Source organism: Nostoc sp. TCL240-02 (assembly GCF_013343235.1).
In the GTDB taxonomy this organism is placed as follows: Bacteria; Cyanobacteriota; Cyanobacteriia; order Cyanobacteriales; family Nostocaceae; genus Nostoc.
On sequence record NZ_CP040094.1, the window covers coordinates 2,057,355 to 2,081,265 of the forward strand.

General features: G+C 39.8%; 14 protein-coding genes. 5 read left to right on the top strand and 9 right to left on the bottom strand.

What is annotated here, in order from left to right:
• Positions 1 to 166: 166 nt before the first annotated feature.
• Together def and FBB35_RS08925 are read right to left on the bottom strand one after the other, a co-directional pair.
• Positions 167 to 697, bottom strand: a complete 531-nt coding sequence (gene def, locus FBB35_RS08920; protein ID WP_174709330.1) for a peptide deformylase — start codon at positions 695 to 697, stop codon at positions 167 to 169.
• A gap of 120 nt (positions 698 to 817) precedes the next feature.
• A complete protein-coding gene (locus tag FBB35_RS08925; RefSeq protein WP_174709331.1) occupies positions 818 to 2,059 on the bottom strand; it encodes an HhoA/HhoB/HtrA family serine endopeptidase in 1,242 nt (413 codons plus the stop codon).
• A 164-nt stretch (positions 2,060 to 2,223) separates the two neighbouring features.
• Between FBB35_RS08925 and dnaA the strand changes: the two genes are divergently transcribed.
• Both dnaA and FBB35_RS08935 read left to right on the top strand, forming a co-directional pair.
• The gene (gene dnaA / locus FBB35_RS08930; protein WP_174709332.1) at positions 2,224 to 3,603 is read left to right on the top strand and encodes a chromosomal replication initiator protein DnaA; all 1,380 of its coding nucleotides are present in this window, start codon (positions 2,224 to 2,226) and stop codon (positions 3,601 to 3,603) included.
• A gap of 219 nt (positions 3,604 to 3,822) precedes the next feature.
• The gene (locus tag FBB35_RS08935; protein ID WP_174713570.1) at positions 3,823 to 5,004 is read left to right on the top strand and encodes a family 10 glycosylhydrolase; all 1,182 of its coding nucleotides are present in this window, start codon (positions 3,823 to 3,825) and stop codon (positions 5,002 to 5,004) included.
• Positions 5,005 to 5,243: 239 nt separating this feature from the next.
• On the opposite strand, the gene FBB35_RS08940 is transcribed toward FBB35_RS08935, so the two are convergent.
• Positions 5,244 to 6,734 carry a glutamine synthetase family protein gene (locus tag FBB35_RS08940; RefSeq protein WP_174709333.1) on the bottom strand — a complete coding sequence of 497 codons (1,491 nt, stop codon included), beginning with the start codon at positions 6,732 to 6,734 and terminating at the stop codon, positions 5,244 to 5,246.
• 982 nt (positions 6,735 to 7,716) lie between these two features.
• Positions 7,717 to 8,913, bottom strand: coding sequence for a pyridoxal phosphate-dependent aminotransferase (locus FBB35_RS08945; protein ID WP_174709334.1), 1,197 nt, complete (start codon positions 8,911 to 8,913; stop codon positions 7,717 to 7,719).
• A 182-nt stretch (positions 8,914 to 9,095) separates the two neighbouring features.
• Between FBB35_RS08945 and FBB35_RS08950 the strand changes: the two genes are divergently transcribed.
• Complete coding sequence (locus FBB35_RS08950) at positions 9,096 to 9,695, top strand: MBL fold metallo-hydrolase (RefSeq protein WP_174709335.1); 600 nt, start codon at positions 9,096 to 9,098, stop codon at positions 9,693 to 9,695.
• 66 nt (positions 9,696 to 9,761) lie between these two features.
• On the opposite strand, the gene FBB35_RS08955 is transcribed toward FBB35_RS08950, so the two are convergent.
• Positions 9,762 to 15,827, bottom strand: coding sequence for a hypothetical protein (locus FBB35_RS08955; protein WP_174709336.1), 6,066 nt, complete (start codon positions 15,825 to 15,827; stop codon positions 9,762 to 9,764).
• Complete coding sequence (locus FBB35_RS08960; protein ID WP_174709337.1) at positions 15,824 to 17,128, bottom strand: AAA family ATPase; 1,305 nt, start codon at positions 17,126 to 17,128, stop codon at positions 15,824 to 15,826. The genes FBB35_RS08955 and FBB35_RS08960 overlap by 4 nt, the downstream gene beginning before the upstream one ends.
• 448 nt (positions 17,129 to 17,576) lie before the next feature.
• On the opposite strand from FBB35_RS08960, the gene ribD reads away from it, so the two are divergent.
• Entirely contained in the window at positions 17,577 to 18,776 is a 1,200-nt protein-coding gene (ribD, locus tag FBB35_RS08965) for a bifunctional diaminohydroxyphosphoribosylaminopyrimidine deaminase/5-amino-6-(5-phosphoribosylamino)uracil reductase RibD (protein ID WP_174709338.1), read from the top strand.
• A gap of 42 nt (positions 18,777 to 18,818) precedes the next feature.
• Here ribD and FBB35_RS08970 read toward each other — a convergent pair whose 3' ends face one another.
• On the bottom strand, positions 18,819 to 19,037 hold the full coding sequence (locus tag FBB35_RS08970; protein WP_114080301.1) for a hypothetical protein: 219 nt from the start codon (positions 19,035 to 19,037) through the stop codon (positions 18,819 to 18,821).
• Positions 19,038 to 19,410: 373 nt separating this feature from the next.
• On the bottom strand, positions 19,411 to 21,246 hold the full coding sequence (locus FBB35_RS08975) for a serine/threonine-protein kinase (protein WP_174709339.1): 1,836 nt from the start codon (positions 21,244 to 21,246) through the stop codon (positions 19,411 to 19,413).
• Positions 21,247 to 21,709: 463 nt separating this feature from the next.
• Between FBB35_RS08975 and FBB35_RS08980 the strand changes: the two genes are divergently transcribed.
• Entirely contained in the window at positions 21,710 to 22,192 is a 483-nt protein-coding gene (locus FBB35_RS08980) for a cupin domain-containing protein (protein WP_174709340.1), read from the top strand.
• 201 nt (positions 22,193 to 22,393) lie between these two features.
• Here FBB35_RS08980 and FBB35_RS08985 read toward each other — a convergent pair whose 3' ends face one another.
• On the bottom strand, positions 22,394 to 23,443 hold the full coding sequence (locus tag FBB35_RS08985) for a hypothetical protein (RefSeq protein WP_174709341.1): 1,050 nt from the start codon (positions 23,441 to 23,443) through the stop codon (positions 22,394 to 22,396).
• Between the last annotated feature and the right edge of the window lie 468 nt (positions 23,444 to 23,911).

Below are 23,911 nucleotides of genomic sequence, written 5' to 3' on the forward strand. Positions count from 1 at the left end.
TTATTGGGAATTGGGCATCCCTTCGGCTCCGCTCAGGGCAAGTGGGCATTGGGCATTGGGCACTTGTACTGAGCGAAGCCGAAGTATTGGGCATTGGAATTGGTTTTCCTTCTGCCCCCTGCCCCCCTTGTACTGAGCGCAGTCGAAGTATGCTCCCTGCCTCCATTTATTTGTTAACTACTCGTTCTTGATATTCCTGCTCAGTAATCATATCGAGAGTGTTTTCTAGGCGATCGACAAATACAATACCGTCGAGATGATCGTACTCGTGTTGAAAAATCCGAGCGATAAAATCGGTTAATTCTTGCTTTTGTAAATTGCCTTGACAGTCCGTGTATTCCACTTCAATAGATTTATACCGAGGAACTAACCCCCTAATTCCTGGAACACTTAAACAACCTTCCCAATCTTTGACAACTTCAGTTGAATGAGCAATGATTTTGGGATTAATCATAGCAGTAGGTTCCATTTCCGGGGCGTTGGGATACCTGGCATTAGGACGGGAAGCCACAATAAATAAACGATAGGATTGTGCTACTTGAGGCGCAGCAATTCCTACGCCGTTAGCCTTGGCAACAGTAGCGATTAAGTCTTCAATTAATTTTTGGATATGCTCATCTTGAATATTCTCAACCCAAACAGCTTTTTGGCGCAATGTTGGATTGCCTAATTGAATGATTGGTGCTAATTCAGTCATGATAAAACTATTTTGGGGAATTGGGAATTGGGAATTGGGAATGGAGAATTGGGAATGGAGAGCAGAGTAAGTATGTCAGTTGTTTTTAAATAACAAATGATCAATGACAAATGACAAACTTTATCCTTCACGTCTTGCAGGTAAAGCAGCAGGTTGGACTCCTATTTGGACAATTTGCCCATTGCGTTCCACTTGTATTGGTAACTTAGTACCGATTTTGCTATTTTCTACCAGCTTTTGTACTTCTTCAATTTTAGTAACAGGCTGGCTGTTAATGCTTTTAATCACATCACCGACTCGTAGTCCAGCCACAGCTGCTGGCGATCGCGGTACAATCTGAACCAGCAAAACGCCTTCATCTGCTGTAAGATTTAAGCGATCGCCTGCTTTATCTTTTATTCTTTCTTTAATTTCTGGTGTCAGTGTCACCATCTGAACACCCAAATAAGGATGATCCACTTTACCTGTAGCAATTAATTCCTGGGCAATTTTTTGCACAGTATTAATTGGGATAGCAAATCCCAAACCTTGAGCGCCTTGGATAATAGCTGTGTTCATCGCTATTACCTGTCCGCGAGCATTCAGAAGTGGCCCACCAGAATTACCGGGGTTAATTGCAGCATCTGTTTGAATATAATCAACCCGCTTGTCACTAGCACCAATATCAGTACTAGAACGCCCTGTGGCACTAACAATCCCAGAAGTGACGGTATTGTTTAAGCCTAACGGGTTGCCAATAGCTACTACTGCTTCTCCTGGTTGTAAGGCATCAGAGTTACCTACAGATAAGGTTGGCAGATTATTAGCATCAATTTTGATCACAGCAACATCCGTTACTGGATCTTCACCTAGTACTTTACCGTCAAAAGTCCGGCCATCTTTGAGTATGACAGTCACTCTATCAGCACCATCTACCACATGGGAATTGGTCAAAATTTGACCAGAAGAATTAATAATAAATCCAGAGCCACTACCGCGCTCTACCCGTTGTCTAGGTTGTGGTGCTGCGTCTCCAAAAAATCGCCGGAAAAATGGATCGTTAAATTCGTCTGGTACGCGAGAAGTGATTGTTCGAGAAGAATCAATGCGAACTACGGCAGGCCCCACATTTTGTACTACTTTTACCACAAAATTAGGATCTCCAGATGACGAGAAAATTGGCGGTGGGACAATTCCTTGATTGGGTTCTATTGTTTTTTGGGCTTGAGTGTCGCTTTGTAGAGTCTCGGAGGTCTTGGCTGGTACAAGAGAGCAGCTTCCCAAAAACACCACTGCTACCCCATATAAGAGCATCCACCACCTTCGGGGTAAACCCCTAGGATCAATTTTTTTGGGTGCTAAGTCATGGTTTATTGTCTTCATATATCGTTGCTTCTCCGTGTCAGTCGGTGGGTGTTAGGATCTTGCCTACTGGGTATGTCCCAAAATAGTTACAACTTAAAAGCTTATTCTAGGTCTAGCGTGTCTGGATGCTAAATTGATGCTTTATCTTCTATTGTGACGATTAGCAGCAAAGGTGGTGGATAATGGAAATTCCGATAGAAAGTCTGTGGAGTCAGGTACTAGAGCGCCTACAGGTTGAACTATCCCGGCCTACCTTTGAAACTTGGATAAAAACTGCTAGTGCAGAGCGATTAGAAAATAATTGCTTAGTAATCCGCACTCCTAACCCATTTGCTCGTAATTGGTTACAGAAGTATTACATCAATACTATTGCTCATGCAGTACAAGATATTCTCGGTCATCCCGTAGGAATTTATATTACTGTTGCTCAAGGTGATGAAGTTTCTCATTTTAGCGAACGGGAGGTTTCTTGGGAATCAACAAATCCTAACAGTATTCCTGAAGTTGTTCCCGATCGCAATCATAAAACGACTGAATTAAACTCTAAATATGTCTTTTCACGATTTGTAGTTGGTGCCAACAATCGGATGGCTCATGCTGCTTCTTTGGCAGTTGCAGAATCTCCAGGTAGAGAGTTTAATCCTTTATTTTTATGCGGTGGGGTAGGTTTAGGTAAAACTCATCTGATGCAAGCTATTGGTCATTATCGCTGGAAAATTTCTCCTGATTGTAAAATATTTTATGTTTCTACTGAACAGTTTACTAATGATTTAATTACTGCGATTCGTAAGGATAGTATGCAAAGTTTTCGGGAACATTATCGAGCTGCTGATGTTTTATTAGTTGATGATATTCAGTTTCTCGAAGGTAAGGAATACACTCAAGAAGAATTTTTTTATACTTTTAATACTTTGCACGAAGCTGGTAAACAAGTTGTGATTGCTTCCGATCGCCCTCCTAACCAGATTCCGAGTTTACAAGAACGTCTTTGTTCTCGGTTTTCTATGGGGTTAATTGCAGACATCCAAAAGCCAGATTTAGAAACGAGGATGGCAATTTTACAAAAAAAAGCCGAGGATGAAAATATTCGTCTTCCCCGCGATGTGATTGAGTATATTGCTTCTAACTATACTTCTAATATTCGAGAATTAGAAGGAGCTTTAATTCGGGCAGTGGCTTATATTTCTATTTGGGGTTTACCGATGACGGTGGAAAATATTACACCAGTTTTAGAACCGCCTAACGAAAAAATGGCAGCTACCCCAGAAGCAATTTTAAAGGTTGTAGCGGATAATTTTGATATTTCAATAGACGACCTCAAAGGTAACTCACGCCGAAGAGAGATTAGCTGGGCGCGTCAAATCGGAATGTATCTCATGCGCCAACACACATCTCTGAGTTTGCCGAGAATTGGGGAGGAGTTTGGTGGTAAAGACCATACAACGGTAATTTATAGTTGCGATAAAATTACCCAACTCCACCAGAGCGATCGCGCTTTAGCACAAACAATCCGCCAACTGAGCGATCGCATCAACATGACTAGCCGTTCTCAAAAATCATAGGCAAAATATGCTGACAAGGCGCTTGTCGCCTCGTCAGTGCTGCGCGAACAGACCTGAGAGGGAAGCGACACGAGCGATTTTAAGACGCTCGAATGATTTATCCCGTGGTGGTAAAGTTCGCGCAACAGAAGCTTTAAAAGATGATGACCACGATTACCACTTTATAAATGGTCTCTAAATATATCTTCTATATTTTCAAAAATGAAATTGGAGTTTTATATGTCGAGTAAAAAGAAAGAACCAATTGGATGTGGATGCTCAAATATTCCGATTTCTATAATCCTAATTATCTTAGCAGGTGGTTATTGGTGGTTTAGCCAAAAAGGATATCCAGAAATTAGCAAGTTTTTAGATAATAGCAAAAAGATGAAAATACATATTTCTAAGCCTACTAAAACTAGTTCTTCAACTATTAATATAAATCCTTCTATAACCCCAATACCCTCTTTGGCAAGCAATCCAAGTTTTACTGATAATCAGAAAATAATCCCAGACAAAAAGATACTATTACCTCAAACAGCTTGGGAGAAGAAAGTAATTAGAGGGATTTATTTAACTCGCTACCAAATTACCAATAATGCCGACGAACAAACGATTCGTGAAAGAGTTCGTTACTATCGCTCTCAAGGAATCAATACAATTCTTCATGGTGTTTGGGGTAATGGTTGTACTATGTACAATAGCGAAGTTATGCAGCAAACTTTCGGATATAAAAGTTGTCCAAATCAGTTTCAAGAGCAATGGTTAAATTGGTTGATTGATGAAGCACATAAGCAAGGGATGCAAGTTCATGCTTACTTCGAGAAGGGAATTAAAATAGATAAAAATAGCCCAATGTTTGATTTGGCAATTGCCCGAAAATGGATTGTTCCAGGAGTGGATAAAACCTACTCTGGAATTGATCATTATGTCCTTGATGTAGAAATTCCTGAAGTTGCTAATCTTTTTCAAAATATCTTAGTAGAGTTTGTCAAAAAATATCCTGATATTGATGCAGTTCAATGGGATGATTATCTGGGTTATTATGCTGAATTATCTGGAAAAGTTGACCGCACTGCAAATTTAACTAAATTTGTGCAACAAATGGTAACTTCTATGAAAAAAGCTAATCCATCGGTGAGTTTTGATATTTGCCATCATAACCCCTATTGGGCTAAAAAATATTTTGCAGCTGACTGGGAAAAATGGGGTGCAGATCGTATATTTATTCAAGCTTATAATGATAGTAATTTTGTTGAAGAGTTAAATTATGCTCAAAAATATGCTGGAGTTGCGATTACAGATCGGCAACTGAGTCGTTTAAAAGAATTAGTTGATAACCCAAAAATTAAAAGCATTTTAGTTTTTCCTTTTTCAGGAAATCCAGAAAAAACAGCTTATAGCTTAAAAAACTCACTGTGATGTGGGAGCGAATATTCTGAGTGGGGAAACAAGGGATAATGAAAAAAGCGTGATTTAAAAGAGTTTTAAACAGCGCGGAAGAGTAAGTAAGTTGGCACAATAAAATCAACTATGTAAAGAAAAATGAACTAGCTAAAACCCTTATACCTATTGCCTATTGCCTTATCCCAACGACAATTATTTGCCCCCACTTACTTAGTAAATCTGGTTTATTAAAAGAAGAATCAACCCAACTCAACTCAAAATAATTCAAAATATTCTCTTTGCTCCCAGTTAGTCACCTGCTTTAAATACTCTTCTGGTGGCTGATCGGCGACGGACTGCAAAAAGCGATTAATTTCACTCTCTTTCATCTTAATGATGAAGTTTATGAACTGCTGCCCCATTTTTTGAGAAAAAAGTTCGCTTTGGCTCAAATATGAAATCGCCTCTGATAAACTTTTGGGTAAGAGCGGATTTTCTGTAGCATAAGGTTCCTCTGTTGGGGAGCCAGGGTCAAGTTTACAATCTACACCATTTAACCCAGAAATCAATTGCGATGCCATATAGAGATAGGGATTGGCTGCTGGTTCTCCAACTCGGTTTTCAATGTGGGTACTGGGGTCATCAAAACCGCCTTGTAATCTAATCATTGCCCCTCGGTTTTCTAATCCCCACCCTGCACGGTCAGGGGCTAGAGAATAAGGTCTAAATCTTTTGTAGCCGTTAATTGTTGGGGTTGTGAACACAGAAGCAGCATTGGCGTGTTTCAGAAGACCACCAACGAAGTGTTTAGCTAAATCTGATGTGAGGGTTTGGGAGTTTGCAGATATGAAGGCGTTCTTGCCTGTGGTAAGGTCTACAAGGGATTGGTGCAAATGCCAGCCATTAGAAGAAGAACCTTGCAATCCTGGACGACACATAAATGATGCAATGTAACCTTGTTGACGGCAGATTTGCTTGGTTGCCATTCGGAATATCATCATTGTATCGGCAGCTTGCAATGCAGGAATCGGGTCAAAAGTAAATTCAAATTGACCAACACCCCCTTCGTTTTCTACACTCCTTAAAGGCAATTTCATTTCAACTAAATTCTCTGCCAGAAGGCGCAGTAAATCTTGAATCTCTGGATTGTGAGATTCTAAAAGGTATTGGAAGCTATGGTCTACAGCGCTAACTTTCGCAGGTTCACCGGGTTTTCCAGAAGTACCAACATTAGCGATCGCTAACATCGGGTCTTCTAACTTTGCCAGATACCACTCAACTTCTAAGCCGACAATATACTGCAACCCTCTTTGATGTAAATCCACCAATGATTGGCGCAAAATACCGCGACTGGAAAAGGGCATTGGCTGACCATTTTGAAAGTACTCATCACAGAGAATAAAGCCAGTACGTTTTGCCCAAGGCACAATTTTGAATGTATCAGGGTCAGGAACAGCCACAAGATTTGGCGCACCTGTCATCAAAGGCATATCTAAACTACCGCCGGGAACAAATGGGTTAAATACTATTGCACCACCAGTATCAAACAGGAATGTCCCTGTGCTGATTTGCATACCGTTTTCCAGGGCGCTGAAAAAAGCTTGGGGTAAGAGCGACTTACTGCGAACAATGCCATGCTGGTCTGACCAAGCGGTACGAATCAACAATAAATCCTGTTCTTTAACAATAGCCTTAATTTTTTCAGATGCTTCTTTTTGGATTTCTGTCCACAGGTGATGACGCTCAATAAATCCAGGTCTTTTCATTGGGATTGTCTAATCATGTTCAACTGCTTGTGTGGTTAGTTTGACACTTCTTTCGCCAGCTTCGTGAATAGTATGGAACTAGTCTTCAAGCGTGGCGTAAAGTAAATCGCAGAGGGTACGGTAAACCCCAATACTTCTGGTTTTGTGCATTTTTAATTCGGAATTGGGTTTTGGGAAAAGGTTAAAGGGGAATGGCACACTTGAAAAGCTAAAACCTCCTTTCTGGCAGGGTGTGGGAGGACGGGGAAGAAGTCTTACCCCCCACACTTCCCACACTCAAAAAGCAAGTTATATCATGGCTTTGGGATTAACAAGCGTGCCATTTGGTTAAAGGTTTTTTCTTTCCCTTTTCCCTTTCCCCTTTTCCCCAAAACACGAGAAGTATTTATATCTAATACCGTTTTTTTGTGAAGCTGCATATATTTACCCCCCGGCTGTCGCCGTCCCCCCAATTCATCCTACGGTGTATACACAAGTCTGAACTGGCTCAATAATTTGGGTTTTACCCCACCCTAACCACTGCTTGAATTCAATAAACGATCACCCGAATTCAATAAACAATCGCCCGAATTCAATAAACAATCGCCCGAATTCAATAAACGACCGCCCGAATTCAATAAATGACCGCCTGAATTCAATAAACGATCGCCCGAATTCAATAAACGACCGCCCGAATTCAATAAATGACCGCCTGAATTCAATAAATGACCGCCCGAATTCAATAAATGACTGGATTTAAGAAGAAATTCGATTTGTGTGTACACGGTAGCCCAATCCATCGGGGGGACTACAGGGGGGTTTTGTTATGTGCATCTTCATAGAGAATTGGTATAACCTATTCTCAAGAGCAATATGATTTTGTTAGATGACCCAAAAAATTGGCAAAAAACGCCCCTCTCCGACTCGGAGAAGGACAGGCTGGAACTAGAGTTCAAGTCAAGGTAAGGAGAGGTTTCTCGAACTCATGTTAAATTAATTTGCATTAAGTTGTCGATTGCAGAGTTTGCTGTAGCTTGAGTAAGCGATCGCTCGCTGCTTGTAATGTCTCAGGTGTTTTGCTAAAGCAGAATCTGATCAATGAATGACCTTTTTCTGGTTGGCTGAAAAAGCTGGAACCAGGAACTACGGCAACACCAATATTTTTAATTAGATGGTAAGTGAATTCAATATCTGTTTTGTAGCCAAATTTAGAAATATCTGCAAGAACATAATAGGCTCCTTGGGGAAGGAAGTAAGGAATGCCAACTCCATCGAGTATCTGTAAGATGGAGTCTCGCTTCTGGTGATAAAGTTTGCCTAGTTCTTCATAATAGGATGGTGGTAGTTGCATCGCGGCAACTCCGGCTCGTTGCAATGGTGCAGGAGCGCCAACGGTAAGAAAATCATGGACTTTGCGAATGGCTCCTGTTAATGCGGGGTTTGCCAAAATGTAACCAACTCGCCATCCGGTGACACTATAAGTTTTGGATAAACCGTTAATGGTAATGGTGCGTTCTTCCATACCGGGAAGGGTCGCTAGGGCAATATGTTGAGTGCCATCATAGAGAATATGTTCGTAGATTTCATCTGTGAAGGCTAACACATCCCATTTTTGACAAAGTTCAGCAATTAAGGTGAGTTCTTCACGGGTGAAAACTTTGCCGGTGGGGTTATGGGGTGTGTTGATAATAATAGCTTTGGTATTAGCATTGAAAGCTTGACGCAACTGTGCTTCATCAAATGTCCAATGGGGAGGATGCAGTGTTACGTATCGGGGTGTAGCACCAGCTAAAATCGCATCGGGGCCGTAGTTTTCGTAATAAGGCTCAAATACAATTACTTCGTCACCGGGATCGACTGTCGCCAGCATTACAGATGCCATTGCTTCTGTGGAACCACAGGTGACGGTGATTTGGGTTTCAGGGTCGATATCTAAGCCGAGATACCAACGAACTTTGCTAGCGATCGCATGACGAAATGCGCGATCGCCCCAAGTAATGGCATACTGGTTGACATCTGCTTCTATGGCTTCATAAGCTGCCTGTTTCAACTCCAAGGGACATGGAAAATCAGGGAACCCCTGAGCCAGATTTACTGCACCATGTTGCAGTGCCACCCGTGTCATTTCCCGAATTACCGACTCTCTAAACTGGTCTGCCTTCGCTGATATTTTTTTACGCCCAATCTCACTCACTCCCATACCTCCGTTGATCTCGATTGCGGTTATGTAGGAATTTTTCTAAATCCCATAAAACCCATAATACCGATAGCTTTATCGTAGTATACTCAAATTCGAGATTCAGAGGGAATGCAACCTTATAATCTATATACTTAATTATTGATATTAATAGTCAATTACTGAAGTACTGATCCAGAATCATCATGAAATCTTTGCACCGTCCCGATCTCTATAGCTGGTCTAATTTCAATCCGGCAAGAAATATTGATTTCAATGGGATTGCCTGGATTCGCCCGGATGGAAACATCTTGATTGACCCAGTAGCCCTATCAAATCATGATTGGAATCATTTGAAATCCCTCGGTGGTGTGGTTTGGATTGTGCTGACGAATTCCGAGCATATCAGGGCAAGTAAAGATATTGCCGATCAAACTTATGCTAAGATAGCCGGCCCAGTGGCAGAAAAAGACACTTTTCCCATACATTGCGATCGCTGGTTATCTGATGGTGAAGAGTTCGTACCCGGATTACAAGTAATTGAACTCCAAGGCTCGAAAACTCCCGGTGAATTGGCTCTGTTACTGGAGGAGACAACTTTGATTACAGGGGATTTAGTACGGGCACGTAAAGCAGGTAGCTTAACTATATTGCCAGATGACAAGCTACTAAATCGAGAGGAGGCTGTTGCTTCTGTTCGCAGGTTAGCTCAACTGAGTCGAGTTGAAGCAGTGCTGGTGGGGGATGGTTGGCCTATCTTCCGCGATGGACGCGATCGCTTGCAGGAACTTGTAGCCACGCTGTAAATGGTTGGGGGCGATGCCTACACCAAAGGCTTCGCCCTAAGCCAAATTCATTCGTTGATTCAGCAACTATTTTTGAGGGTTGATATCATCACAGAGATGGCGATCGTTTTTCATATTAGGATTATTTTGAAGATAACCAGATGCCAATTTACAGGCACGCTTGAGTAAATCATCTAAATTATCATTAAGATATATTTTTCCCTCATTGCTATTAAGCTCAATTGTCTTATTGGTATTAAGGTTAAATCGATCGCCTAAGAAAGAACTGATGGGATAGAGTAAGTAAGGATCTTTCGTAAACCAACTATTCAGAAAATACAGACCTGTATTAGAATCAGAACCAACAGCCAGCATTTTATTGTCATTATCAAAGCTTAAAGTATAACTGCTATAATCGGTTTTTAATTGTTCAATTTTTCCATTATCTAAATTCCAAAATTTAGCAGAAGAACCACTAACAAAGGCAATTTTTGCATCATCAGCTTGGAAACGTATATTTGTAATTTTATCAGGATCGCGGATGGTTTGTTTTTGTAATTTACCATCAAGATTCCAGAGTCTTATAATTTTGTCATCACTAGCAGAAGCAATAATTTTTCCATCATGAGTGAAACTCACACTATTAACTTTATCAACGTGTTTTATAATCGGTTTAAGCAATTTACCATTTCTATTCCAAAACCTTACTGTTTTGTCGTCACTAGCAGAAGCGATGATTTTTTGATTAGGGCTGAACGCAACACTATTAACCCAATCAGTATGACCCCATAAGGTTGCTAGCGGCTTGCCTTTTAAATCCCAGAGTTTTAAACTATCATCTTTACTGACGAAAGCAACTGTTTTTTTATCAGGACTAAAGCTAATAAAAGAATCTATATTCTTTTTGCATATATTGGCATTAATAGTGGTATTAAGCTTGACATGATCTTTAATAGTTTTTAGCTCTTGAAACTTGACATTATCATCAATACCCCACAATTTCACAGCATAGTTATAACGATAAGTATCATTTGCATAATAAGTTTTGCAGTTAATAGCACTAATGATTTTCCCATCAGTACTAAAGCTAACTTTATCAATGCTAATATCATCATTTATTCCATTACTAAATCCTGAAAGTTGTTGGATAAAATTACCGTTACCGTTATAGATGTTCACAGTGTTATCAGCACTTGCAGAAGCAATATATTTGTTATCAGAACTAAACGCAACATCATTAACACCTTTAATGTGTTTTTGTAAAGTCAGAGGTTCATAGTTAGATTTTTTAAGCAAAAGCTGGTTTATATCCCAAATCTTTATAGTATTATCAGCACTGCTAGTTACAATTTTTGTACCATCAGGGCTAAAATCTACTTTTGTGATTGTGTCATTATGTCCTTTGAGCGTTGGGCGTGGTTCTCCCTCAACAGTCCATAGCTTGACAGTATAATTCTGGTTAATAGAAGTAATATACTTGCCATTAGGACTAAATTTTGCGCTGATCATGCCATAGTTATCAATAGATTGAAGTGGTTTGCTATTGCTGATATCCCAAATTTTTATCTCACCACTCTTAGCGCTAACTGACATGAGCTTTTTGTCATCTGGACTAAACTCTACGCTTTCTACCTTGGCATTATGCCCAATCAATGGCTTAACAGGAGTACCGTCACTTTTATAGAGTTTGACTAAATTGTCATCGCCGATAGCAAGCATTTTGCTATCATGACTAAATATAACACTTGTAACTTTATCACTATCTACTTTCAAGGCTTTAATTAAGCTGCGATCGCGACTATTCCAAAGTTGCACTTTATTGTCATCACTGATAGTAGCTATTATCTGACTATTAGGGCTAAAGCTCACATTGGTAACTTGTTGTGTGTTTCCCTTTAAATGTCCTATAAATTTTCCGTCACTACTGCGCCAGAGTCTAACAAAATTATCTGTGCTAGCAGCAGCAACCAAATTACCATCAGGGCTAAAGTCAATAGTTGTGATCTTATTGGTGCTACCTTTTAAAGCGATTTCTTTTTTGGTGTCTAGTTTCCAGAGCTTTAAGATATCGTCAGGGCTTCCAGTTGCAAGTGTTTGATTATCTGGACTAAAGCTAAGAATTGAACTATCTCCTGGGATAATTTTGATGTGAGTGCCATTACGGTTTTGAAGTTCTATACTATTGTCAGAACTACCAAGAGCGACTGTTTGACCATCAAAACTAAACCCTATTTTCCTATTTTTATTTTCATCTCTATCGGTTCTCTTGAACGAGGGGAATTTATTATCGTCAATATCCCAAATTTTTACAACTCCATCTTTACTAGCTGATGCAAGTAGCTTGTTATCAGGACTGAAGCTTGTATAAGTAATGCTATCATCATGTTTAAAAATATTGTAATTATAACATTGACCTTGAAATATTATAGTTTCGAAGAAAGTTTTCTTATCTTCACTATCCTGGAATATGCTCAATTGATTATCAAGACTATTATTTAGAAAATCTTTCAATCCAAATGAATTCTTACAAACATTTTCAGCACTTTTAATGAGGTGTGGTTTATCATCAGTAGACCAAACTCTTAGGTTTCCCTGTTTATTAAACAAGCTAATAGCATCACCACTGTTGTTGAAATTCATGGTAAATGTGCCAGAGTCATAAATCTCAGTAGGCTTATTTTCAAGTTGTTTTGGTGTCAGTTTCCAAAGTTTAACAGTGTCATACCGTCCCCCTGTAGCAACTGTCTTGTTGTCAGGACTAAAATTTACAATTATGTTTTTGTCATTAAATCTTTGTGGTAAGCTTAAGAGCTTACCATCTTCCCAACTCCAGATTTTAACTTTTTTATTCTTAGTAGTAGTAGCTAGTAGTTTATCGTTAGGACTAAATGTAATGAAGCCTAGACCATCTTTATCGATTTTCAAAATTTTTATTGGTTTAAATTCAGGAGTACTCCAGCTTTTACGTTCTGGAATATTCCAGATTTTTGCATTACCATCTTCACTGACGGTAGCTAACATTTTTCCATCCGAGTTGAAGCTAATAGATGTTACACTTTTTTTGTGAGCTGACCAGATCCTTTCTTGACCATCAGAAATATTCAATATTTTGACTTTGCCATCTTCACTTGCCGTAGCTAAAATTTTGCTATCTTGGCTAAAGCTAAGGGCTGTAATTGCTTTATCATACCCTTCTATACGGTTGATTTCTTTAATTTTCTGAATTGCATTACTCAGATTTGAAATAACCTTTAGCCGAGTTTCAGGTATCACCCCTATTGATAAAAATTTCAGTTTTTTACCTACTTTGATAGCTGATACTAGCTCTTCAAGCCCTATGTCATCTTTTGAAGAAATATCTGATGTCAGAGAAGTATTGATGTAAGCTGCTGTAACCCCTACTGCGATTACACTTATTGCAGTTATTAATCCTATTAATGTAACAGTTTGTTTGCGTGCAGTTCTTAGCTGTTGTGTCAAAACCTGATTTAGTTTGGCTTCGGTGAGTTTTCGTTGTTCTTTTTCTTTCTCTAATTCAGCAATTAATCGGGCTGATTGTTGTTCACGAACAAAAGGTACTAAATAGTCATGAACCAATTGATATCGGTCAGCCGGAAATCCTGGTACTTGAAATACTAAGCCTGATTTCACCAATATTTTCAAAATTAAATCTAATCTTGCAGGCTCTAATGCTAAATCAGCTTCTAATTCAGCACGATTTTTTAGAGGACGAGTATTATTTTCATCAGTTAACAAATACAAAACTAGCTTGGCGAACTGTTCGTTATTGTTACCGCAGTCTTTAACTACTTCTTCCAAGAAACGCCCTACCAATTTTTCTTTAGGGCCTTGTTCTTGGTACTGAATCAAAGTTGTAATTTTCTCCGTTTGCAGTTGCGCTCCTACAACTTGTAATTCAATGGGGCGAATTTCGTTGAAATCTCTAGCTAAATCTCGTACTAACTCATTAATTAGGGCTGGCTCTAGATAAAACTGAGAACTTTCTGTTAAGCTTTGAATTACAGAGCGAGCATCTTCCGGCGAAAAGTTTCCTAAGTAATAAAGAATTTTTTTATCTAATATATTATTATCAATTGCATCCAAATGGGTTAAGCGATTACACTCTAGTAAATAATGGAGATAATCTTCTCTAAGAGACAGAATAATTTTTACATAAGGAATATTAAGACAATCTCGGATAAATTCAAAAAAAGGTCTCCTTTTATCTTGGTCTTTATAAGCAAAGAAAAACTCTTCAAACTGGTCAAAAATCAGAACAGTTAACAAACCTTTCTCTATATTTTTATTCAACTCTTCTACAAAACCTGACATCGAGTCTAAAAACACAGGAAAGCTTAAGCCTCTAACTTCTTCTAGTGATTCTACTAAGCGACTCCCTAAAAGTTTTGTCCAATCTGTATAAACTTGCAAAAGAACAGGCACAACATCACGAGCATCTATGGCTCTTTGTTTTAAAGCTGGTAATAACCCTGCCTGAACCAGAGAACTTTTACCTACTCCTGATTGACCATAAATGACCGTCAATTTGTGGTCATCACGACTAATTCTTTCAATCAATCGATTCACATCTTGCATTCTTCCAGAAGCAGCAATCTCTTGGGTTACTGCTACTTTTGGATCGGCCACTGCAAGTCCAGGATTAATAACTTGGAGTTTAGCTTGTAAGCGTCCTGCGCCTACAAAAGCTCGTAGTCCATACTGTTGCTCAATTGAACGTTGCTCTAGTTTAACTTGGAATGCTTCTAAATAGTTACTTTGGTCAAAGTAGAGCGATCGCAGTTTCGCCAAAATGCGAATATATAGCAGTGGATCATGTTGAGGATTACTTTCAGAACGAGCGGTTTCTAAATTAGCGATCGCCTCTGGAACCTGATTGAGATTTTGTTGAGCTTCTGCCAATAAAAGTAAGTATAAATTTTTATAAAATTTGCGTTCCCACTCCCAATTAATTATTTCTTCTGAGGAAATCTTGGCATTTGTTTGTAATGCTAGTTCTGCATATTCTTTAGCCTCTACCCATTGAGATTTTTTCAGCACTACCTCAGCCATGAATCCATAACTGTAAGCAAGTCTGATTGGCTCAGGGTAACTTTGGTGTAGCTCAATAGCTACTAACGCAACTTTTTCTAACTCATCATACGCTTCTAATCTGGTTAAAACTTCACCCCAAGCGTTAATAAATTTTGCTGCTAAATCTGGGTATTTGTGCTGCCTAAAAACCTCAACACATTTTTGAAAGTAATCTTTAGCTTTTAGGCAAGCTTCGTAATATTCAGAACGATGTAAAATTGCATACTGTTCCCACCAAAAACCAAGATGCCAAAGTAAACATCCGTAACGTTTCAAATCATCAGATGACAGATTTTGTTTATTTTTGACTTTCTTTTCCCAAACAGCTATACTTTGCTCATAATAATTTTTCGCTTCAGATTTATGTCCACTAGTATCTGCTTCCCGACCTAGCAAAAATTGTAAGCTTGCCTCTAGTTCAGGCTCTAATTTTTCTATAGATATTTGTAAATCCCTAACAGCAGATTCAATTTCCCCTAAATGGAGAATACCAAGGTCAAGATTGAGGTAAGCATTATCGAGAAACTTTCCAGCACCGACGTTAAGAATTGCTGCAAATAGAGAATTAACAATTTGGTGCAGATTGTTGATTAACTGATTCGTAGCAATTTTAAACTTAATTGAGTTACCTGTCCAACTCTTAAAATCAGGCATTAATTGAATCAATTTTTGGAAGGTTGGATCATTTACCCAAATAACTATCGGAAACTGAAAATTCTTACGAAATTCCTCTCTTACCTGATTTGTAGAAATTAAAAGTTGGTCAATTGCATCTACTAATTCCAAATCAAATATCATCAAAGCTTGAGGTAGTTGATTTCCCAGGTTAGCTTCAATTGTCGTGTAAAGTGTTTTGATAGATTTTGACAGATGTAGCTCTCGAATCTGAACTTGACATTCTTCCTTGATCTGCTGCACCATTTGGTCTCGCAAACTGCAATAGTTACAACGTGCCAAAATTAACGCAAAGTGTCCCTGAGAATTCGTAATTGAGCGGATTAGTTTTTTCAGGGAGCGTTCATTGTAGACAGCTACATCTTCAGGTTGATAAGAGTCACTCATAGCTTAAATTTCTTGGATTCTGCGATTGCCGGGTTAATATCAAACCAGCGTCCGTCAACATCTCGGTATTCAAATAAAAACATACTTCGTAAAAGAGTTTGGTATTCGTCCTCTCCTTTGACATTATCCCTCTGTTGCAAAACTTGTAGCAGTAGTGCCCACTCGTTATCACTAATTGCTGACACCAAATCATCCCGATACTCACGGATGACCATTTCCAGACAGTCCCGCCCAATAGGGGGGTCATCTTCTTGCAAACAACTGTAAAGCAAAACTAACAGATTTCGCACATGTCCACCGCTAACTCTACAAAGACGGTCTAAGGTTTCATCTGAATCAAAAACTTCGTTAATGCGACTTAACCGTTCTATTTCACCCAGCCAAGGAAATGCCCGTGCTAAAACCATTTGTCGCAGCAACTTTATTCCTTCTAAGTTATAGGTTTTTTCACGGTTCTTGACTGTCACCATTGGTAAGAGTACAGGCTTGATCCCAAAACGATTTGTCAGAGTGCTTAATTCATTGGAGAAAATTAAGACTAGGGGAATGGTATAAACCAAATGGCAATTGAGTTTCTTTAACTGCTCACCCCGGTCAATGAACAAATATTCTGGCTGAGAACGACCAGAGGCTTTAGGAGAGATATCGACGCGATCAAGATTATCAATAATTACTACTAATCCCTGATAACCTTGTAGCTTCAGCTGCTCTTTGGCACGCTCTAATACCTGTTGATTAATAGCTTCTAATATGCCGCTAGTCCGAGGTTCTAGGTATTGGCGCAACTGGCTGCGGAGTCTGGGACTATCTTTAGTCTTGGCAGTGACTTTACCAATTCCCAAAGGTAATGAAAATTCAAATTCTGGAACTACTGGTGTTTGTAAAAAATCCGCAATTTCATTAAACAAATCGACAAAGTAGCTTGGTCTAAGTTTGATTTTAACCTTTTCTAAGCTGGCACTAACTTGACGAGTTATTGCTAATAAAATATCGCTGACATCCACATCTGCCATATCTAAATCAGCACTGGACTCAAAGTAGACTACATGAAAGCCTTGCTTTTCTAATTCATCTTTGAGGCGAAATAGTTCTGTAGATTTACCACAGCCAATATGTCCAGTGAATAATTGGCAGGTTGACTCATCTGGTTGATTAGCGATCGTCCGCCGTAAACGTTGAATTACATTGCCTCCACGCACTGGTGAGAAGTCAATATAGTACTGTTGGTCTTCTTTATTCTCAATTTTTAGAGTCTTACTGGGATTACAGGCATTAAAAAACTTAATAGGGTCTAAAGCCATTACGGTTTCCTCTTATTACTTAATAAAATAAAAGTATAAAGTACTACTTATAGCCATTATTGTAGTTTCAGTATATACTAGTACATGCAGATAAAAAATCTTCGTAAAGTAGAATCTCACTTACTTAAGCAAAAGTTGCTACCAAAAAGATAGTTGTCCCATCTTTCGCAATACAAGCGATCGCTTAAAGGAACTTGTAGCGACGCTTTAAATGGTTGGGTAGTACAGCTAGCTGTGCTACCCAACAGCAGATTGTGGTTCAGATAGATGAAAAAGGCTGTAATAAAAATTGTAATATGAATATTACAGATTGATGCAATTTAAGACAGCTAATAACAGCGCCTGAATTTGACTCTGTTTAATTAATTATCAGCAGCAAAGTGCGATTCTCCTGTGGAAAGGCTGCGCGATCGCGTGCAGAATATTTACAGTGTTGCCGCCTAAAATTATGGATAATTCCCCAGTGGTCGCTCAAGCAAATGCATCCTTACCAAATTACACTCAGGAAAATATACATTTAGTGGAGTCAGCAGTTATAAAAGAAAAGATCGGAACTGATTTTGACTCTCGCATGATGCTGCGGTGTTTGGAACTTGCTCGCCGCGCTTTAGGACGGACTTCGCCCAATCCATTAGTGGGAGCGGTGATTGTCAAGGATGGCGAGATTGTCGGCGAAGGGTTTCATCCTCGTGCAGGTGAGCCTCATGCAGAAGTGTTTGCTTTGCAAGCAGCAGGCGATCGCTCACGTGGTGCAACAATCTATGTGTCACTCGAACCTTGCAATCACTACGGACGCACTCCCCCTTGTTCGGAAGGATTGATCCAAGCTGGAGTGGCAAAAGTCGTAGTAGGTATGGTTGATCCCAATCCACTGGTAGCTGGAGGTGGTATCGCCCATTTACGTGCGGCAGGGATCGAAGTGTTAGTAGGAGTAGAAGAATCAGCTTGTCGTCAGCTAAATGAAGCTTTTGTGCATCGCATTCTCTACAAGCGACCTTTGGGAATTTTAAAATATGCCATGACTTTAGATGGCAAAATTGCTACCACCTCTGGTCATAGCGCCTGGGTGACAAGCCAAGAGGCCCGCAATGAAGTACATCAAGTGCGGGCGGCTTGCGATGCAATAATTGTCGGCGGCAATACAGTCCGACAAGATAACCCTTATTTAACTAGCCATCATGCGGAGGCACATAACCCCCTGCGGGTGGTGATGAGTCGCCATCTCAACTTACCGGAAAGTGCCCACCTGTGGCAAACTGCGGATGCTCCTACTTTGGTATTGACTCAAAAGGGTGCTAACCCCGATTTCCAAGAACTGTTGCGAAAACTTGGAGTGGAAATCGTGGAATTAACATCACTTACACCAGATAACGCAATGGCGTACTTATATGAGCGGGGTTTTTGTAGCGTCTTGTGGGAATGTGGCGGTACCCTAGCTGCTAGTGCGATCGCTCAAGGAGCAGTGCAAAAAGTTTTGGCATTTATTGCCCCAAAAATCATTGGTGGTAGCATTGCTCCCACACCAGTGGGCGATTTAGGTTTTACTACCATGACTGAGGCATTGTCTCTAGAACGTGTTCGTTGGCGCGTAGTAGGCTCTGACTGCTTAGTGGAAGGTTATTTTCCCCAAAAAGCTAATAGTCAATAGTAATAACACTTGACTATCAATCAATTCATCGTGATTTTGCTATCATGAACACTGTCGTTCATGGGCAATATCACGTATAAGAGCTAGCCGAGATTGAATGTAGTGGCACAGATAATCAGTTTCGTTAGGATCTAACAAAACTTGTGTTTCGGTTTGTTTCACTAACCACTGCACCAAGCTAGCATCATCCAGTTGTAAGAGGAGCTTGGCTTGGGCGGTTTCAACCACTGACCAAAGCTGACGCATGATTGTAGGAGTCATCAGACCTCGATTGAATAATGAGCTATTAGCTGTCTTTAGATTACACAATTCCGATCGCAATTTACGACATGAATGTAGAAGCTGAGACAAGTATTATTAAAAACTTAATAATGGTATTTATAACTTTATGAAGATTAAGAATTTGAAACTAAGGTCGAAAATGGGAATTGGGAAAACAGGTTTTTATGGGTTTAGTTGCAAAACCTAGAAGACAAATACACTAATTCTAAAAACTGGGTTTTTGTGTTTGCGAAGACCGAAATTATGTATATTTTAGTCCAGTAAAGACAGTTTTTTAAAAACTATATTGAATCCTGAATCTGTCTTCTAAGATACAAAAATTAAATTTTTGAGAACAACATTTTCTAGAAACTTAACATCTTTTGGCTGTCGATGGACTCACAAAATCATGTAAATTTTCATCCCAAATACTAATGTAAATAAAATTACATTCTTGGCGGATAATCTGGCCTTTAACGGAGCCATTCTTAAAACTAAAATTATCAGACTGACCCTGTTGTACCTGTTTTAGTCCCTGCTTAATTTCTTCAGTGGCTTGCCCATCTAACAATCCATTCAAGGTAGCTTCCATCACCTGCGGGTCTACCGATTGGGCAAAAGATACCTCTGTTTGACGCAGCACTTTAGAATTACGATCGAATAAGTAGCCAAGATCAATTTTGTTTGGGACTAGTTTGTAAACAACAGCACGCGTCTTACCCCATGCACCTCTCAAATCTTGATTTGGTTTGCCGAGGGTAGCTTCTACGGTACTTCTGGATGTACCTGTAGGAAATACGGGAACACTTTGACTGCTGGTAGTCACAGCTACTTTTTTAGGTGGCTGATCATTCTTCTGTGGTGCTGAAGGTGCTTCTGGTGTGGGAACTGCAATATTCTCTGGTTCTGGTTGTGGTGTAGAAGGCACTTCTGGCGCTGGAGTATCTGAAATTACAGGTTCTTTTTCTGGCTGTGGTGTGGATACAACTGGGGGATTAAAGGTTGGCAAAGGATTGAGAATTACTCGCTTTCGTGGTTGTGAGGCTGGTACAACTGGGGCTGGAGAAGTTTGGGAAGAAAGAGGCGATTCGGTAGATGCGGGAGTAGGCAAAGATTCTAGCGATGGGGTGCGACTTGTAACAATGGTTGTTTCTGGTTGTTGCTGACGAATGATGTTAGGAATTACTATTGCACCAATCAAGCCGCCTACCAGCAAACTACCAATAATTACAGCAGGTTTTTGCCAGTTTCCAGGAGTGGAAGTCCCTGAAATCACAGTTGGTTTTTGTGGGGAATATAATGGCTGGGTTTGTCGAGTCGATGTCGCAGGGGGATAAAAATTAACTGTGGGAGTATTTGCAGCTAACTCAGGAGGGATATTACTAGCAGACTGCAAAGCGTGTAACATCTTACTAGCAGTGCTGTAGCGATCGCCAGCATGAGGCTTAATTGCCTGATTGAGTACCGCCGCTAATTGAGAAGAGATATTAGGGGCGTGCTGCTGCCAAAGTATTTCCCCAGTTTTGAGATCCGTTAGTAATTCTTGCGGGTGTTTGCCAGTCAGCAGATAAATCGCCGTTAAACCTAAGCTGTAGATATCAGTGGCGTAAACTGGGCGGCCAACGGCTTGTTCGCTAGGCATATATCCAGGCGTACCAATAACGAGCGATCGCGTGGGGTATCCTGAAGAGTTAACGACAGAACGGATTGTTTCTTTGACTGCACCAAAATCAATCAAAACTGGCTTGTTATCAACAGAACGGAGAATAATGTTCTCAGGTTTGATATCCCGGTGAATAATGCCTTTACTGTGGACATAATTTAACACTGAAAGCAGACTCAAGAGAATTTGCCGAACAGCAGCTTCACTCTCAAATCCTTTGGCTTCGACAATTTTCGTCAGAGTTTGGCCGTGAATCCATTCTTGGACAAGGTAAAATTGCCCGTTCTCAGAAAAGTAGGCGTAGAGTTTAGGAATTTGGTTACTACTTTCACCCAAATACTCCAAGGTTGCGGCTTCCCGTTCAAACCGTTGTTGGATCAGTTGGTAATTTTGCGGATCGTTATTAGTTATCGGTTTGAGTTGCTTAATCACACAACGACGGCGAGAAGGCATGTGAACATCTTCTGCCAGAAAGGTTTCACCAAAACCCCCAGCACCGATTACCTGGATAACTTGATAGCGATTGTTTAGCAGGGTTATTGTCATGAAAAATCACAAGCATAGACATTCTGAGACATTCCGCCTCTGGGCTTGTCGTCAGACACCGCCCTTTCCAAATGTACATCACATGAGTTCATGAGTTATGAACACTGAATTAAGAACGCTATTCAATTATGAATTAGTTTGACAGACTACTATTTCCGACTTGTGTGTACACCGTAGGTACAAGTCAGTGACCGCCGTAGACATCGCTTTTTTGCATAGAGAAATTACTTAGTACAGTTTTGCGTAAAAGCGTAGCGTTTTTAATGCAAGCCGACGCATTAATACCAATTCTCTATGAAGTTGCACTTAATAACGAGGTGATGATATAATCCCATCCACAAATAGAAGCGATTACTTCTGCTGAGATAGAACCCTTAAACCTGTTTTAACTTCCGTCTTAATTCATTATGAAGGCCCCTCGCTTGTTCACCATCAAATTTTCTTAGCACCTTGGTATCAAGAAATGGAAAAGTATTTAGTCACCAAAGAAGAGATTGAGTCTTATGAAGGACTAGAAAAAACACATTTTCTCAACTCCAATGCTCGCAGACTGAATAAGTCTTTAGGAGATTTGACAGGTTTAAAAAATATCGGTTTCCACATCATTGAAGTAGAGCCTGGACGTGAATCAACGGAGCTTCACATGCACTATCACGAAGAAGAGTGCGTATACGTTCTTGAGGGAGAAGCTGAGGCAACAATTGGAGAAAGCGTTTATCCAGTTAAAGCAGGAGATTTTATTGGATATCGCGCTGGTGGTAAGCCGCACAAGCTGAAAAACACGGGAAATTCTATATTCAAATGTATAGTAGTTGGTCAAAGGCTAGACCATGATATCGGTGACTATCCAAATTTGCAGAAGCGTATATATAGGAGCAAAGGTTTAAAGTGGAATCTGGTCGATATGGAAAATATAGCTGAACCAGTAGCAGGTAAGAAGACATAACAGGTAGTAACAATGTAAGCCGATGCATTGTTATTGGAGGGTATTGCCAATTTTACTTCGCTATGAATTAATGAAATGCCTTACTTTCGTAAACTTCACCATCAAAAAGGCATGCAAATCACAGATGCGATCGCATCTGTGATTTGAGCAATATTACTAGAATTACTAAAGTTTGAACAAGTTAACCAAGGTTTACACTACTTAGTTGAACTCTATAGTCTCAACAAACTCTAAAATACTCTCCTTGATATCTTCAGCTTCTTCTTCAAGAGAATCGGGAGTTTCGCCGTCAAGAAAGCTGTGCTGACTACTAACTATATACAAAAATTCACCACTGATAAAGGTGAGCAGACCCCGGTACGCATCTAATCTGATCGCAGTTCCATTATTTTCTTGCTTAGAAATTGTCGAACCTTTGGGCATATCAATTAAGACATAGTAAGCACCTCGCAAAGTATCTTCCAGATATTCGGTGTACTCCACAGAAGCATCTGGTACATTGGCAAAAATCGCCTGGGGTACATACTTATCTACTAAAATCGTTTGTAAATATTCTTCTTGTCCAACAGACTCCAATTCCTCTAACTGTTCTAGAGGAAAAGGATAATAATCGATTCTCAACAAAGTACCGATGTCATCAGAAAAGCCTACTACTCCTTCCTGGCTTTGAATTCTACCGCCCTGCTGGGGATCAACCGGAATTGGCACGGTAAAATTACTTAAAGGGGATTGATATGTCTGTTCGCTAAAATCTTCTATGACTACTGTCTCATCATCGTCGTCGTCTGCATATTCTTCTTCTGCTTCTTTAAAGGCTGCAATTACCTCCTTAATGATCTCCTCTGCTTCTTCATCTTCCAGTTCTAAGGCTGCTTGTAGCTTTTTGAGGTAGGCTTGTTTTGGTTTGGCGATCGCGAGTTCATCGTCTAAAAGCACTATTACCCCAGCTGCAAAACCATCCAGCACTAATTCATCTGAAAGAGATACTTTGGCAGCATTAAACAGGGGGCCAATTCCCTCCTCTTCAGCAATGGCTAGGAGTCTGTCAACTATTTCGGCAATTTCATCTTCTGAGTATTCCTCGAAAACCTCAAATTCCCAGAGGATACCCGCTAAACTTTCTGCATCTACATCTTCAATCATTGAATCAGCGATCGCAGTCACAGTTGCGATCGCTGCTACGGCTTCCTCTGGACTTAGTGATTCCTCTGATGTCTTTGGTGAGTTAAAAACCTTGTCATATTTGGTCATAATTGCTACCTAAATTAATTCCTCAATAGTAAAAACAGATTGAAAGTGACAATGGTCAGTTTACCAATGGAGCGAATCTTCTAGAGAAAAAGTTGCCTAATAGGTGGTTTACTCAGTATTGCTCAGGTGTCACCAAATCTTGTTGACAGCTAATCTCCAAGAATTTGAGATGTTCTAAAATCTGTTGTCGAATATACACTTAAACACGAGTTAGGCTCAATTTTTACCGCAGGTCAACTTAATTAAATATTGTAAATTTTTGTTATTGAGCAATTATCGTTAATAAATGCTATATCTTTCTTGATTTTTATCCTCTAGCAGATGAATTATATCTACCGATAGAATTATAAACTAGCTAGCGATAGATACCTATACCGTGAGCAGGATGTCACAATACCGATGTTTGTAGCAACACACAATATCCAAAGCGTTTGTACTGTTAGTTCTACAAATGTAAATTACATAAAA